Below are 13530 nucleotides of genomic sequence, written 5' to 3' on the forward strand. Positions count from 1 at the left end.
CAAGCGAGGAGAGTTTCGATGCGTGGACGAAGGAAGCAACTGGTCGGTGGCGCCGCCCTGGCGCTGACCGCCCTGCTGTCGGTATCCGCCACCGGCGCCGCCAGCCCGGCCGACTCCGCCGACTCCGTGGGCACGTCCGCGGTGACCTTCTTCGACGACTTCTCGGGCAGCAACCTCGACCGCTCCAAGTGGAAGGTCCTCAAAACCGGCGAGAACTTCGGCACGGTCAACAACGAGCAGCAGGCCTACGTCGACTCCTCGGAGACCATCTACATCGACCACAACGTCGCCGGTGCCAGCGGCGGCACGCTCGCGCTGCACCCCCGCTACCGGCCCGGCCACCAGGCCCCCGACGGCCGCAGCTACGACTTCATCTCCGGTCGGGTGAGCACGCAGGACCGCTTCGAGTTCACCTACGGCAGGTACGAGGCCCGCATCAAACTGCCGGAGAACGCCAACGCGTCCGGGCTGTGGCCCGCCTGGTGGTCGTTGGGCGCGAAGATCGACGAGGGCGAGCCCTGGCCCACCAACGGTGAGGTCGACGTGATGGAGAACGTCGGCGAGCCGTGGACCAGCGTCGCGCTGCACGGCCCCGAGTACCACGGCGACACCCCGGTCAACGCCAGCCAGTCCTTCCCCAACGGCGATCCGGGCGGCTGGCACACCTACCGCGCCGACTGGTGGAACGGCGGGTTCACCTTCTTCGTCGACGACAGGCAGATCTACCGCATCACCAAGGCCGAGATCGAGCAGAACGGCTGGACCTGGGTCTACGACGACCCGCAGTACATGATCCTCAACTTTGCGCTCGGCGGCACCTACCCGCAGGGCGTCAACGGGGTCACCCAGCCCTACCCGGGCCTTCCGCAGTCCACCGTGGACAAGGTGGCCTCGGGCAGCGCCCGCTACCTGATCGACTGGGTGCGGGTCTCCCAGTGAGTCACTCCGCCGCGCGGTCGGGAGTTCCTCTCCCGGCCGCGCGGGCCGCTCGTCGCGGTCACCGGCCCCGATCGTCCGAGTGCTCGGCCCGAGCGATCCCCCATCGTGCGAGGTGGCGACCCCGATCGGGTGTCCCCGGTCCCCGAGCGATTCCCCTGGTGTTCAGTCGCCGCCGATGACGGTGCGGATCCGTTCCGGCAGTGGGTATTCCCGCTCCACCGGCAGCAGCCGCCGCATCGCCTCGTGATCGCCGTCCCGGTGGTGCCGGTGGAGCTCGCCCGCCAGCTCGGTGCGGTCGTGCACCGAGACGATCCACTCGTCGACGTAGCGCCGCACCGCGTCACCGCCCAGCCCCACCTGGATCGCCCGCCACTCGGCGGGGCGCATGGCGGTGTTGCGCTCGGGGTCCCACTGCACCCGCACCGGGCTCTCGGCCAGGTGAGTTCGCCAGTGCTCGTGGTCGAGGTAGCGCCTCGGATCGAACGAGCTCGCGCAGGAGTTGGCCAGCGCCCACTCGAAACCCTCCCGCCGCAGCCGCACGGCCAGCACCCGCTCTTGATCTGGCTTGGTGCCGAAGCCGCAGCGATACATCATCCAAAGCAGCGAAGGCTTGATCCAGGTCATGCGGTCGCGTTTGAACGGTGCGACGAACGTGCCCGCCCGCAGCGCGGGGTCGGCTATCTCCGGGCGGTACGCCTGGTAGACGGTGACGGTCCGCTCGTCGAACTCGGCTCGCACGGTTCTGGTCAACGGTGAACGTCCTCGTGGCAGTGGTCGGGTCGGCGGAACCTCCCGCGGCCTCTCGCTCCGGCAGGACCGACGTCGAGCAAGTACTACACCACGTCGGTCCTTTCCGGTGAGTCCGGACCGGGATCAGGCGAACACGCTGATGAGCAGCACCAGCAGGAAACCCGTGCCGCCGACCAGCGTGGCCATCACGGTCCACGTCTTGAGCGTGGTACTCACATCGAGGCCGAGGAAACGTCCCACCAGCCAGAACCCGGAATCGTTGACGTGCGACAGCACCATGGAGCCGCACGCGATCGCCAGCACGAGCAGCGCCAGGTAGAGCGAGGAGAGCCCGTCGACGGCAGCGACCGTCGGCGCGAGAAGCCCGGCGGTGGTGGTCAGCGCCACCGTGGCCGAACCCTGTGCCACGCGCAACCCGGTCGCGATCACGAACGCGGCCACTATCAGGGGGAATCCGGCCGCGTTGAGCGTTTCCGCGAGTGCGTCGCCGATTCCGCTGGCCTGGAGCACGCTTCCGAACATCCCACCGGCGCCGGTGATGAGGATGATCGCGCACACCGGGCCGAGCGCTCCGTTGACGATCTGCTCCACGTTCGTCCGGGAGCGTCCGCGTCCGAACACGACGATGCTGACGATCGCGGTGGCCAGCAGTGCGATCGGTGTCTCCCCGAGCAGCAGCAGCGGACGCACCCACGCAGCGTCCGAGTCGACGGCTCCCACCGTTCGAAGTGTCTCCAGTCCTGTGTGCAGGAAGATCATCACCAGTGGCAGCAGCAGCACCCCGAGGACGGTGCCGAACCGGGGGAGCGGTGCGGTCTCCTCCGAACCCGCCGTGTCCTGGTCCACTTCGGATGAAGCGCCCAGCACCGGTACCGGAACGTCGATACGGGGACCGATGAACTTGGAGAAGACGTACGAACCCACGTACCAGGACGGCACGGCCACGAGCAGACCGAGCAGCAGCACGAGGCCGACGTCGGCTCCGAGGAGTTCGGAGGCCGCCACCGGGCCGGGGTGCGGCGGGACCAGGGCGTGCATCGCCAGGAAACCCCCGGCCGTGGGGAGGGCGTACAGCAGCAACGAGCCGCCGAACCGTCGCGCCACGCTGAATACGATCGGGAGGAGCACCACGAAGGCGGCGTCGAAGAAGATGGGGAAGCCGAACAGCAGGGAGGCGAGTCCCAGGGCGAGCGGAGCCCGTCGCGGGCCGAACCGGTTGATCAACGTGTCGGCCAGGACCCGGGCACCGCCGCTGATCTCCAGCAGCCGCCCGATCATGGCTCCCAGGCCGACCAGCAGCCCCACGTTCGCCAGCGTGTCGCCGAACCCGGTGAGCAGCGTGTCCACCAGTTCGTCGAAAGGTATCCGTGTCGCCAGTCCTACGAGCAGACTGACCAGCACCAGCGAGATGAAGGCGTGCAGTTTGAACCGCACGATCAGTAACAGCAGCAGGGCCACCGCTGCGACCGCTATCGCCAGCAGCGGCATGACTCCGTAGACGGGCTCCGTCGTCGTTTCCACGGGAAGCTCCTCGATGCGGGTTTCCTCGAAACCGGTGGCGGCGCGCATCGCCGGAAGCGGTTTCAAAAGGGGAGGGGGATGCGGCGCGCGAGCCGCCGAGGGGCTCGCGCGCGGTTGAACGCGGGACGGGGGCGTCCCGGGGCCGTCAGTGGGACTGCCGCGCCACCGTCGGGCCGCTGGAGCCGACCAGGAAGTCGAGATCACAGCCTTGGTCGGCCTGCAGGACGTGCTCGGTGTAGAGCTTCACCCAGCCGCGCTCCTCCTGCCGCGGGGTGGGGTGCCGCTCGGAACGCCGACGGGCGATTTCCTCGTCGGGCACGTCGAGGTGCAGCCGCCGGGAGGCCACGTCGAGTTCGATCCGGTCACCGCTCCGCACCAGCGCGAGCGGTCCGCCCACGGCGGACTCGGGGCAGACGTGCAGTATCACGGTTCCGTAGGCGGTTCCGCTCATGCGTGCGTCGGAGATGCGCACCATGTCGTCCACGCCCCGCTCGGCGAGTTTGCGGGGAATGGTGAGGTTGCCGACCTCGGGCATTCCGGGGTAGCCGCGTGGTCCGGAGTTCCGCAGCACGAGCACCGTGTCCGCGTCCACGTCCAGCTCCGGGTCGTCGACGGCGGCGTCGTACTCCTCGATGCTGTCGAACACCAGCGCCCTGCCCCGGTGGTTCGCCAGCTCGGGGGAGACCGCGGACTGCTTGACGACCGCCCCGTTCGGGGCGAGGTTGCCGTGCAGCACCGCGGTCCCCGCGCCGAGGCCGAGCGGCTCCGCACGCGGGTGGATGACTTCGGTGCCGGGCACCCGCTCCCCGCCGGACGCAGCCTCGACGAGCCCACGCCCGGTGACCGTGATCGCCCGTTCATCCAGCAGATCGGTCAGCTCGGCCAGGACGGCGGGCAGCCCACCCGCGTAGTAGAAGTCCTCCATCAGGTACTCGCCCGAGGGCTGCAGGTTCGCCAACCACGGCACGTCGCGACTGATCGCGTCCAGGTCGTCCAGCGTCAGCGGGAGTCCCACCCTGCCCGCGATGGCCAGCAGGTGGACCACGGCGTTGGTGGAGCCGCCCAGCGCCGCGTTGGCGACCACCGCGTTGCGCATCGCGGGTTCGGTCACGACTCTGCTGAGCCGCAGGTCCTCACCGACCATCTCGACGATCCGCTGTCCGGCGCGTTGCGCGGTGGCGTAGCGGCGGGAGTCCACGGCCGGTATCGCGGCGGAACCGGGGAGCGAGAGGCCCATCGCCTCGGTCAGGCAGGCCATGGTGGATGCGGTGCCCATCGTCATGCAGTGCCCGTTGCTCCGGGACATGCCCGACTCGGCGGCCAGGTACTCCTGTTGGCTCATCCTGCCCGCGTTGACGTCCTGCGTGAACTGCCACACGGCCGTTCCCGAGCCGATGTCGCAGCCGCGGAACTTGCCGTTGAGCATGGGGCCGCCCGTGACCACCAGGCTGGGCAGGTCCACGCTGGCCGCTCCCATGATCGACCCGGGGGTCGTCTTGTCGCACCCGGTCAGCAGCACCGTTCCGTCCACGGGGTTGCCGCGCAGCGACTCCTCCACGTCCATCGACAGCAGGTTGCGGAAGAGCATGGCCGTGGGGCGCAGCAGTGTCTCGCCGAGCGACATCGTCGGGAACTCCACGGGAAATCCGCCCGCCTGCCAGACTCCCTGCTTGACGCTCTCGGCCAGCCTTCGCAGGTGCGCGTTGCACGGTGTGAACTCCGAGAAGGTGTTGCAGATCCCGATGACCGGACGTCCGTCGAAGACCTCGTCGGTGAACCCCTGGGCCCGCATCCACGAGCGGTGGAGGAAACCGCCTCTGCCGCTCTCGCCGAACCAGTGCCTGCTGCGGTTGTCCTCGTCGTTCATAACGGCCTCCTGACCGGGGACGTGCTCCGCTCACCGTCGACGAGGCGGGGCAGCCCGAGCGGGTTGTGGTCCGCCAGCTCCTCCGGGAGCAGCGGTTGGGGAGTGGACTGGAAGCACACCGGACGCAGGAACCGCCGCAGCGCCGTGGTGCCGACGGAGGTGTGCACCGACCCGGTGGTGGCGGGGTGGGGGCCGCCGTGGTGCATGGCCGCCGTGACCGCCACCCCGGTCGGCCAGCCGTTGAACACCACCCGGCCGACCCGCTCGCGCAGCACTTCCAGCAGCGGAGGAACCACCTCGTTGTCCGGGTCGGACGGTTGTTCGGCCTCGCAGTGGAGGGTGGCGGTGAGGTTTCCCGTGAACGCTTCGGCGGCCTGCCGCAGCTCCGCGAGGTTCTCGTAGGTCACCACGATCGAGGTGGGGCCGAAGCACTCGGTGAGCGCGGAGTCGGAATTGGCCAGCAGTTCCGGCACGGTGGTTTCGAGCAGCGTCGCGGGTACCCGCTCGTCCGCCGGGGGGCCGGTGGCCAGCACCCGCATTCCGGGGACGGTGGTCAACCGGTCGCGTTCGGCGGCGTGCGCGTCCCTGATCCGCTCGTTGAGCATCGCGGCGGGAGCCGACCGCTCCACCGCGTCGACGATGCGCTGCCGTTCGCCGTGCCCCGAGGGCAGGAACAGCAGACCGGGTTTGGTGCAGAACTGTCCCGCGCCGAGGGTGAAGGACGCCACGTACCCGTCGACGATCTCGGGACCGCGTGCGCGCAGCGCGGCGGGGGTGACGAACACGGGGTTGAGGCTGCCCAGCTCGCCGTAGAAAGGAATGGGGTCGGGCCTGGAATTAGCCGCTTCCAGCAGTGCTTTTCCGCCCGCCTCCGAGCCGGTGAACGTGGCCGCCTTGACCCGCGGATCGGTCAACGCGCGCAGGCCGGCGTCTTGCCCGTGCACCACCGCGAGGGTGCCTTCGGGGGCCCCGGAGGCGCGGAGCGCTTCGGCGAGGAGCTCGCCGACGCGTTCGGACAGCCGTGGGTGTCCGGGGTGCGCTTTGACCACGACCGGACATCCCGCCGCCAGCGCCGAGGCGGTGTCACCGCCCGGGACGCTGAAGGCGAACGGGAAGTTGCTCGCGCCGAACACCACGACCGGTCCGAGCGGCACGAGCATCCGCCGCAGGTCGGGCCTGCCGTTCTCGGTCGCCGTGTCGATGACGGGTTCCAGGTACCCGCCGTCCTCGAGCGCGGCGGCGAACATCCTGAGCTGTCCGCTGGACCTGCCCACCTCGCCGGTGAGGCGGGGGCGCGGCAGCGCCGTCTCGCCCTCGGCCAGCGAGACGAGCTCCTCGGTCGCGGCGTCCAGCGCGTCCGCCGCCGCCCGGAGCAGCTCGGCCCTTTCGGAGGGACGCAGCGCGGCGAGCGGTCCGGCCGCCTCGCGCGCGGCGTCGAGCGTTCGTTCGAGTGCGGGGAGGTCGGTTTCCTCCGGGATGGTGACCGTGGTCATCACGCCCTCGCTTTCGGCTGGTCGGGGGAGGCGGTGAACCAGGAGGTGGTTTCCCGCCCCCGCACGACGTGGTTCGACAGCCTCGCCACCTCGTCGATCTCGATCTCGATCAGATCGTCGGGGGCCAGGGTGAAGTCGAGTTCCGGAATGATCCCGGTGCCGGTGGCCAGCACGGCACCGTCGGGGAAGTCGGTTTCGGCGAACAGCGCGTCCACCAGTTCCCGCGGGCTCCGGTGCAGCTTCGCGGTGGAGGTCTCCCCGCGCCACACCTCGTCCCCGTCCCGTCGCACGGTCATGCGGATGCGCAGGTCGGTGGGGTCGTCCACCTGCCAGATCGGCCTGATGCCCGCGCTGAGCCCGCAGCTGCCGTTGTAGACCTTGGCCTGCGGCAGGTAGAGCGGGTTCTCCCCCTCCAGCGACCGTGAGCTCATGTCGTTGCACGCGGTCAGGCCGACGATCTCGCCGCGACTGTTGACGACCAGCGCCAGTTCCGGCTCGGGGACGTTGAGCGGCGAGTCCGCGCGGATGGCGACGGGGTCGCCGTCCGTGACCACGCGCCACGCCGGTGCCTTGAAGAACAGCTCGGGCCGCGGCGCGTCGTAGACGTGCACGTAGACGGTGCCCGCCTCGCTCTCCTCGACGCGGGCACCTCGGGACCGTTCGTAGGTCACGCCGCTCGCCCAGACCTCGGTGCGGCCGTCGACGGGAGGAAGCAGTCGAGCGCCCGATTCGGGCGTGGAGTCGGCGGAGTTGTCGCGCTCCAGGAACTCGCGGAACTCGGTCGCGGGCAGGCGTAACAGCTCCGCGATGCTTTCCACCGAGGGCAGGGGGGTGACGCGGTCTCCTTCGTGGCGGCCGATGCGGGCCGTGCCCGTCCCGGGATCCACGTAACGAACCAGGTGCACTGCGTCTCTCCTTGGCTTGTTTCGGGCGACCATCACTCGTAATGGTCAGTATGCTGAACGGTAGACAGCATGCTGAACGATATGGACCGCTGTGATCTGTGTCAATCCGATCGGGGAAATAGGATGTAGCGCAGGGACCGGCTGAGGAGGAGCACGGATCGTGGAGAACGAAACGGGTCAGGGAGACGGCGACCGCTCTCTCGCGCCCGCGGTTACGCGTGCGGTGGCGGTTCTGGACATGCTCGCCGCGAACCGGGAGGAGTCGTTCGGGCCTAGTGAGCTCGGCCGGAGATTGGGGATCGCGAAGTCCTCCGTGTCCAACGTGTGCCACGCCCTCGCGCAGGGAGGGCTGCTGCGGCAGGTGGACGGGGAGTACTGCCTCGGCCAGCGGCTGGTGGAGTACGGCGAGGCATATCTCGCGGGTGTCGACCTCGTCCAGCAGTTCCACGCCGCCTGCCTCGAGCTGGCCGAGGACGAGGAGGAGACCCTCCAGCTGGCCGTACTCGACGGTTCCGACGTGGTCTACCTGGCACGCAGGGGTGGAGGTCACCCGATCAGGCTGGTCTCCGAGGTGGGTCGTCACCTGCCCGCCACCTGCACCGCGGTGGGCAAGGCGATGCTCGCCACGCTGAGCGAGCGCGAGCTGGCGGAACGGCTCGGTGCGGATCAGGAGCTGCGCGGGCTGACCGCCAACAGCGTGCGCACCCGCGCCGAACTGGATCGGCAGCTTTCCGAGATCCGCGCCAGGGGCTACGCCGTCGACGACGAGGAGGCGGGCGAGGGAATCTTCTGCCTGGCCAGCACGGTGCCGACCCGCAGCGGCACGACCGCCGCGGTCAGCGTCACCCTCCTCAAGGCCCGACACAGCCGGGAACGTGAGCAGCGACTCGTCGAACTGCTGCGGAAGCTCGTGGGGGACCTGGCGGGGCGGCTCGGCTCGACCGGGGTGCGCGGGTAGCGGTATACGCGTACCCCTGGTGGGTTGACGGCGAACGAGCCCGGCGCGCTGTGCCGGATTTCATCCGCGCCGCTGTTGCGCGGCGGGTGCGGCTTTGTGACCGTGGATCTTGCCGGGCCGCACGGTCGTCGCCTCGCCTCAGCGGGTAGCCCCGTCGTCCGGTGCGGTCCGTCCCTGACGGGCCGGAACACGACTTCCTAGAGAACCAGGAGCGCACGCGGTGTTCGATTTCTCCGAGCTGCGGCTCCCCGTGATCGCCGCGCCGATGGCGGGCGGACCGTCCACACCGGAACTGGTCGCCGCCGTGGCAGCGGCGGGCGGCACCGGTTTCCTGGCGGCGGGCTACAAGACCCCGGAAACCCTGCGGGAGCAGATCGAGCGGGTGCGCGGCGAGGTCCCGGTCTTCGGCGTCAACCTGTTCGTGCCGGGGGAGCCGTCCGACCGCGCCGAGGAGGTGGCCTTCTACCTGGCGGAACTGCGCGGCGAAGCAGAGCGCTACGCCGCGAAACTGCCGCAGCCCGACCCGGCCGACCGCGACCGGTTCGAGGAGAAGCTCGACCTGCTGGAACGCGAACCCGTCCCGATCGTCTCCTTCACGTTCGGCCCGCCGCCCGAGGAGGTGGTGCAACGGCTGCACCGGGTGGGCACGCACGTGGTGGCCAGTGTGACCACGGTCGAGGAGGCGCTGCACGCCGAACGCAACGGTGCCGACACCCTCACGGTGCAGGGCACCGAGGCGGGCGGCCACCGCGCGACGTTCCACCCGGACACCCCGGACGACGAGGTGAGCACCCTCGAACTGCTCGTGCGGGTGCGCGCGGCCACCGAGCTGCCGCTGCTCGCGGCCGGGGGGATCTCCGACGGTATCGACATCGCCAACGCGCTGCGGGCGGGGGCCACGGCGGTGCAGCTGGGCACCGCCTTCCTGCGCTGCCCGGAGGCCGGGACGAGCGGGCCGCACAAGGACGCGCTGATCGACCCGCGCTTCGCCGAGACCACCGTGACCAGGGCGTTCTCGGGCAGGAACGCGCGCGGGCTGCGCAACCGGTTCATCGCCGAGCACGACGCCACCGCCCCGGCCGCGTACCCGGAGGTCAACCAGCTCACCAAACCGCTGCGCGCCGCCGCGGCAGCGCAGGCCGACCAGGACGGGTTGGCGCTGTGGGCGGGGACCGGCTACCGCGAAGCGGGTGATGACCCGGCCGGGCGAATCGCCACTCGGCTGTGGGAGGAGGCCGGGAGCCCGGTTCCCGGCGATTTCGCGAGAGATTGACGGCGCCCTCCGGGCCGGGGTGGCTACCGGGGACGCCGTCGTGGGCTTCGCGTGGTCAGTGGAAGCGGTCGGTTTTGACGGCCGCGATGAAGTCCGTCCACTGTGCTCGGGTGGTGGTGAGGTGTCCGGCCGTGCGGTTCTTGGTGTCGCGGATGGCCGCGCCGTGGAATCGGCGCATCCGCCGGTCCAGGCAGGGAGTGATCGAGGGCTTCGTCGATCACACGGTCAGCATCGTCCTATCGCTCCACGTGGTGGAACTGGTCATGCATGAGTGCGCTGATACTCACTCGGTAGGTTCCGGCTGCTACGCGGCGACGGTCATGCGCTCGGTGATACGCCCGTAGTAGTCCGCTGCTACCCAGGTTACCTGGGCTGGACGTCGGCCTCCGGTGCTCCAGAACTCCCGGAGCGCTGTGCGGGCCTGCTCGATGGGGATGGCTGTGAACCGATCGTGGTAACGTCCGGTGTCGATGTCGCTGGCCAGGTGGGGGTCCTCCAGCGGCGGTTTCGAGTTGAAGGATACCCAGATCCGGTCCGGGTCAAGATCGGATGCGGTGAACAGCAGCGCTGCGTATCCGGCGGTCGGGTTGACGCAGACCCGTACGTGGTACTCGGGAAGGTCCATCGTTTCGAGCGTCACCGTCCGCTCACCAACGAAGACCTCGCTCGGCTGGAGCGGACTACCCTGCGTGAGAACAGTGTTGATGACCTGATCGACCTGGTCAGCGTCGTAACCGTGCAGCCAGTCGTGTTGGTGACTCGCGCTGATGATCATGCTTTCTTGGCTCCCTTCAGTTCGTACGGTACCCCACTGCCCCGGGGCCAGACACTGACTGACTTGCCCGCCGAGAGCAGGGCACGGACTGCTGCTTCGCAACCGAAACGACCCTGACAGATCACGGGCTTGTTGATCACGATGCTGACGTGGTTCAGGTTCGGTTGGCTGTCCAGCCACCGGGCTACCTTGGTTTCCACGTGGCTGGCTGAGGGCACAGCCTTGGCCCGAGGCGATATGGCCGGGAACGCTGGGCTCGCCCGAAGTTCCTGGTCGTTCTGCTCGAACCAGACGTCGTGTTCCCCGCTTCGCCACGGTTCGGTGTTGATCTGGTTACCCTCGTCGTCGAACACGTTCCCGGCGGTTTCCGACAGGTCGGTCAAGCTTGTGACCTCGTGTTCAGCCCATTCCGGGGTGCTGAACTCGGGTTCGTCGTCGCGGTGGGCCGTAGCATCCGGCTGGTGTGGTTCGAGGCCCGTAGGCATGGCGGCTGATGGCGAGTTCGCCTCGTCATCGCTGGGGACTCCGGCGGTCTCGGCTCCGGGGGCGCCGATGCTGGTCATGTAGGTGCGGATGGCCTTGTCGACCGAAACGAGTGTTTTGCCGACCTCGGTCGTGGTGGACCAGGCTTCGCGGTAGGCCGGGATGCCGGCCGACAGGTCGTGGTGGGTGTGCTCGTCGACGACGGCGGCCAGGGTCTGGCCGCTTTCGCCGATCCGTTGGCGGGCTTGGACGAGAGCGGTCTGGCTTTCGGCGAGTTTGGTCAGCACCAGGGCCAGTTGCTCGCCGAGCTTTTCGAGGCTGCTCACGATGCCTGTCTGTGTTTCCGTCTCGGCGCGAGTGAAGGGTGTGGCTTGCCTGCCGGTGGCACGCTCGTCCGCAACGCTCGCGGTAGTGATCGCGGGCAGAGGCAGCCCGGCGACCGGCGGTTGTGCGGCACGTCCGGCGCCGAACTAGCTGCGGGCCTCGATCTCCATTCCCCACGCGTCTCCGGTAACACGCCGCCGGGAAGGACTGTCACCGCGCGGCCTCCTGCGGGGTGGCTGGCCGCTTCGGTAAGGACGCGCCGTGCGCGGTGGAGTGCCTCATCCTGCTCCGGGGTGGACCCGGGATCCTCGTCCCCGTGGCTGCGGGCCACGTCCTGGATGCGACTGACTGTTTGTTCGGCCTGCGCGCGGATCGTGGGGAGAGTGAGGAGCTGTTGCATGGCGCGACGGTAGCGTCGCCGACCGACAGCGAGTGCTCTTCAGCGGACGAACCCGTCGCGGAAGACCTTCTTCCCGGTCAAAACGCGGTCGACCGAAAAGACCGTCCCGGTGCGCGCGCACTTTCCGGGACGGTCCGAACGGCTGAACTCAATCGAAGCGGTTGGTTTTGAGGGAGTGGATGAAGGATGTCCACTGTGTTCGGGTGGTGGTGAGGTGTCCGGCTGCGCGGTTCTTGGTGTCGCGGACGGCCGCGCCGTCGGCTAACCGGCCGACCTCGACGCAGGCGTTGCCGGTGGAGCTGCGGGTGGGTTTGCGCCAGTTGGTGGGATGTTCAGCTGTCACTGGGTGCTCCTTGAGTGTTGGCGAGTGTGGCGATGAGGTCGGTTGATTGTTCGGGGTTCATCGCCGTGTTCCGCAGGGTGGTGAGCGCGTTTTCGAACGCGTGTATTTCTTTCGGGGTGTGTAGCAGTGTCAGTGAGCTGAAGTGTTCGATGTAGACGATTGGTGCTGCTTTGTCGAAGTCGAAGTAGATGAAGCTTCCGGCGTGGGTGGGGTTCCATTGGCCGGTGCGGCTGGCGACGATCCTGATCTCGACGTTGGGCAGCTCGCTCATCTTCAGCAGGTGGCGTAGTTGCTCGGTGTGCACCTCGGTTCCGCCGATGGGGTCGCGGAGTGCGTTCTCGGTGATGATCGCGGTGAAGTTCGGCGCGTCCCGTTTGGTGAGCATGTCGCGGCGGCCGAGCCGGATGGCGGTGCGTGTGTCGGCGTCGCCGGGTGACCAGGTGGCGATGATCGCCCGCGCGTAGTCGTGGGTCTGCAACACGCCGGGGATCACGGTGGTGGCGACCTCGGCGATAGTGCTCGCGGTGCGTTCGTACTCGATGAGTGTGGTCATGTCGCGGTGGGAGGAGTCGCCGACGGCCACCCAGTTGGCGTCCTCGGCGGCTCGGGCGAGTTCGACCACTCTGCTGCGCTCGGTGTCGGTGGCGTCGAGCGCGGTCAGGATCGCCGCGACCGTTTCCGGCTCCGGTCGTTTGGCGCCGCTTTCGTAGCGGGCGAGCACGCTGTGGTGTTTGTGGACTTTTTCCGCCAGTTTTCGTGTGGACAGTCCTGCTTTCTCGCGTGCTTCTCGCAGTTCAGCGCCCAGCGTTCGTGTCTTGGGCAATCCTCGGCTGTTGCCGCCCATGCGCCAACGATAACCCGCGTCTCGTGGCGCTTACGTCATTCGATCAGGCGATTGCGCATGGTGTTGCTAGCAACGCATATTGGTGCTGGCAACGAAAGATGTTGTTGGCATAGAGGAGGTCATCGTGTCGCATCCGTTCGTGTGGGTGCCGGGTGGTGGTGCTCGGCATGCGAGTGGGGATGTGGTGCCGCTGCCGGGGGTGGAGTTTCCGGAGGGTGTGGTGGTGTCGACGTTGTGCGGCGTGGAGGTGTCGGCGGAGACGGGTGAGGTGGCGTGGTTGTGGGGCACGTGCCGCGACTGCGACGAGCGGACTCGGGAGCTGGCCGGGTTGGAGTCGTTGGCCGAGGTCGAGCGGCGCGCCGGAAGGGTGGTGCGGTCGTGACCGGTGAGCGGGCGAGGTTGGCGATCGCGCTGAAACACGAGGAGTGGGTGCTGGAGCGGGTGGCCTACGACCTGGCCGGTGGTCGGGCCACGGCGCGGCAGTGCGCGGAGACGGCGGTGGTGCTGGAGCGGGTGGCGCGGCAGCTGCGGGAGCACGCGGCGGCGGTGTCGTTCGGTGGTGGGGCCGTGGACGGTGTGGTCGATGCGGGTGTGCTGGGTGATGAGGGTGGTGGTGCCCGGTGATGGTGGGTTCGGTGTGGCCGGTGGGGACGGC

The 13530-nt window shown here is 68.8% G+C and carries 15 protein-coding genes; 5 read left to right on the top strand and 10 right to left on the bottom strand.

What is annotated here, in order from left to right; genetic code table 11:
* Positions 1 to 18: 18 nt before the first annotated feature.
* Entirely contained in the window at positions 19 to 939 is a 921-nt protein-coding gene (locus BLR41_RS02455) for a glycoside hydrolase family 16 protein (protein ID WP_092625898.1), read from the top strand.
* A 162-nt stretch (positions 940 to 1101) separates the two neighbouring features.
* Here the strand turns inward: BLR41_RS02455 and BLR41_RS02460 are convergent, their stop codons facing one another.
* The 5 genes from BLR41_RS02460 to BLR41_RS02480 all read right to left on the bottom strand — a co-directional run bounded on the left by BLR41_RS02460 (position 1102) and on the right by BLR41_RS02480 (position 7475).
* Positions 1102 to 1689: a DUF4291 domain-containing protein gene (locus BLR41_RS02460; RefSeq protein ID WP_092625900.1), complete on the bottom strand. Its 588-nt coding sequence runs from the start codon at positions 1687 to 1689 to the stop codon at positions 1102 to 1104.
* Positions 1690 to 1812: 123 nt separating this feature from the next.
* On the bottom strand, positions 1813 to 3177 hold the full coding sequence (locus BLR41_RS02465) for a GntP family permease (protein ID WP_218119876.1): 1365 nt from the start codon (positions 3175 to 3177) through the stop codon (positions 1813 to 1815).
* A 178-nt stretch (positions 3178 to 3355) separates the two neighbouring features.
* Positions 3356 to 5077, bottom strand: coding sequence for an IlvD/Edd family dehydratase (locus BLR41_RS02470; RefSeq protein WP_092625904.1), 1722 nt, complete (start codon positions 5075 to 5077; stop codon positions 3356 to 3358).
* Positions 5074 to 6570, bottom strand: a complete 1497-nt coding sequence (locus BLR41_RS02475; protein WP_092625906.1) for an aldehyde dehydrogenase (NADP(+)) — start codon at positions 6568 to 6570, stop codon at positions 5074 to 5076. The genes BLR41_RS02470 and BLR41_RS02475 overlap by 4 nt, the downstream gene beginning before the upstream one ends.
* Positions 6570 to 7475 carry a fumarylacetoacetate hydrolase family protein gene (locus BLR41_RS02480; protein ID WP_218119858.1) on the bottom strand — a complete coding sequence of 302 codons (906 nt, stop codon included), beginning with the start codon at positions 7473 to 7475 and terminating at the stop codon, positions 6570 to 6572. Before BLR41_RS02480 ends, BLR41_RS02475 begins: the two co-directional genes overlap by 1 nt.
* 160 nt (positions 7476 to 7635) lie before the next feature.
* Between BLR41_RS02480 and BLR41_RS02485 the strand changes: the two genes are divergently transcribed.
* Both BLR41_RS02485 and BLR41_RS02490 read left to right on the top strand, forming a co-directional pair.
* Positions 7636 to 8433, top strand: a complete 798-nt coding sequence (locus BLR41_RS02485; RefSeq protein ID WP_092625910.1) for an IclR family transcriptional regulator — start codon at positions 7636 to 7638, stop codon at positions 8431 to 8433.
* 220 nt (positions 8434 to 8653) lie between these two features.
* A complete protein-coding gene (locus tag BLR41_RS02490; protein WP_092625912.1) occupies positions 8654 to 9706 on the top strand; it encodes a nitronate monooxygenase in 1053 nt (350 codons plus the stop codon).
* Between the two features lie 55 nt (positions 9707 to 9761).
* On the opposite strand, the gene BLR41_RS02495 is transcribed toward BLR41_RS02490, so the two are convergent.
* The 5 genes from BLR41_RS02495 to BLR41_RS02515 form a co-directional block, all read right to left on the bottom strand.
* Entirely contained in the window at positions 9762 to 9884 is a 123-nt protein-coding gene (locus tag BLR41_RS02495; RefSeq protein WP_092625914.1) for a DUF397 domain-containing protein, read from the bottom strand.
* A 126-nt stretch (positions 9885 to 10010) separates the two neighbouring features.
* Positions 10011 to 10481, bottom strand: a complete 471-nt coding sequence (locus BLR41_RS02500; RefSeq protein WP_092625916.1) for an Imm1 family immunity protein — start codon at positions 10479 to 10481, stop codon at positions 10011 to 10013.
* Positions 10478 to 11290: a DddA-like double-stranded DNA deaminase toxin gene (locus BLR41_RS02505; protein WP_092625918.1), complete on the bottom strand. Its 813-nt coding sequence runs from the start codon at positions 11288 to 11290 to the stop codon at positions 10478 to 10480. The genes BLR41_RS02500 and BLR41_RS02505 overlap by 4 nt, the downstream gene beginning before the upstream one ends.
* A gap of 546 nt (positions 11291 to 11836) precedes the next feature.
* Positions 11837 to 12031 carry a DUF397 domain-containing protein gene (locus tag BLR41_RS02510; protein ID WP_092625920.1) on the bottom strand — a complete coding sequence of 65 codons (195 nt, stop codon included), beginning with the start codon at positions 12029 to 12031 and terminating at the stop codon, positions 11837 to 11839.
* Positions 12021 to 12875, bottom strand: coding sequence for a helix-turn-helix domain-containing protein (locus BLR41_RS02515; RefSeq protein WP_092625921.1), 855 nt, complete (start codon positions 12873 to 12875; stop codon positions 12021 to 12023). Before BLR41_RS02515 ends, BLR41_RS02510 begins: the two co-directional genes overlap by 11 nt.
* A 124-nt stretch (positions 12876 to 12999) precedes the next feature.
* Between BLR41_RS02515 and BLR41_RS02520 the strand changes: the two genes are divergently transcribed.
* Together BLR41_RS02520 and BLR41_RS02525 are read left to right on the top strand one after the other, a co-directional pair.
* A complete protein-coding gene (locus BLR41_RS02520; RefSeq protein ID WP_092625924.1) occupies positions 13000 to 13257 on the top strand; it encodes an HC3 family zinc finger protein in 258 nt (85 codons plus the stop codon).
* A complete protein-coding gene (locus BLR41_RS02525; RefSeq protein WP_092625926.1) occupies positions 13254 to 13499 on the top strand; it encodes a hypothetical protein in 246 nt (81 codons plus the stop codon). Before BLR41_RS02520 ends, BLR41_RS02525 begins: the two co-directional genes overlap by 4 nt.
* Positions 13500 to 13530 lie beyond the last annotated feature (31 nt).

The organism is Actinopolyspora mzabensis (assembly GCF_900101095.1).
GTDB lineage: Bacteria > Actinomycetota > Actinomycetes > Mycobacteriales > Pseudonocardiaceae > Actinopolyspora > Actinopolyspora mzabensis.

Excerpts from the sequence above, each read along its gene's own strand:
- BLR41_RS02455 (WP_092625898.1), top strand. The coding sequence starts at position 19 with ATGCGTGGACGAAGGAAGCAACTGGTCGGTGGCGCCGCCCTGGCGCTG.
- BLR41_RS02465 (WP_218119876.1), bottom strand. The coding sequence starts at position 3,177 with ATGCCGCTGCTGGCGATAGCGGTCGCAGCGGTGGCCCTGCTGCTGTTA.
- BLR41_RS02470 (WP_092625904.1), bottom strand. The coding sequence starts at position 5,077 with ATGAACGACGAGGACAACCGCAGCAGGCACTGGTTCGGCGAGAGCGGC.
- BLR41_RS02475 (WP_092625906.1), bottom strand. The coding sequence starts at position 6,570 with ATGACCACGGTCACCATCCCGGAGGAAACCGACCTCCCCGCACTCGAA.
- BLR41_RS02495 (WP_092625914.1), bottom strand. The coding sequence starts at position 9,884 with ATGCGCCGATTCCACGGCGCGGCCATCCGCGACACCAAGAACCGCACG.
- BLR41_RS02500 (WP_092625916.1), bottom strand. The coding sequence starts at position 10,481 with ATGATCATCAGCGCGAGTCACCAACACGACTGGCTGCACGGTTACGAC.
- BLR41_RS02515 (WP_092625921.1), bottom strand. The coding sequence starts at position 12,875 with ATGGGCGGCAACAGCCGAGGATTGCCCAAGACACGAACGCTGGGCGCT.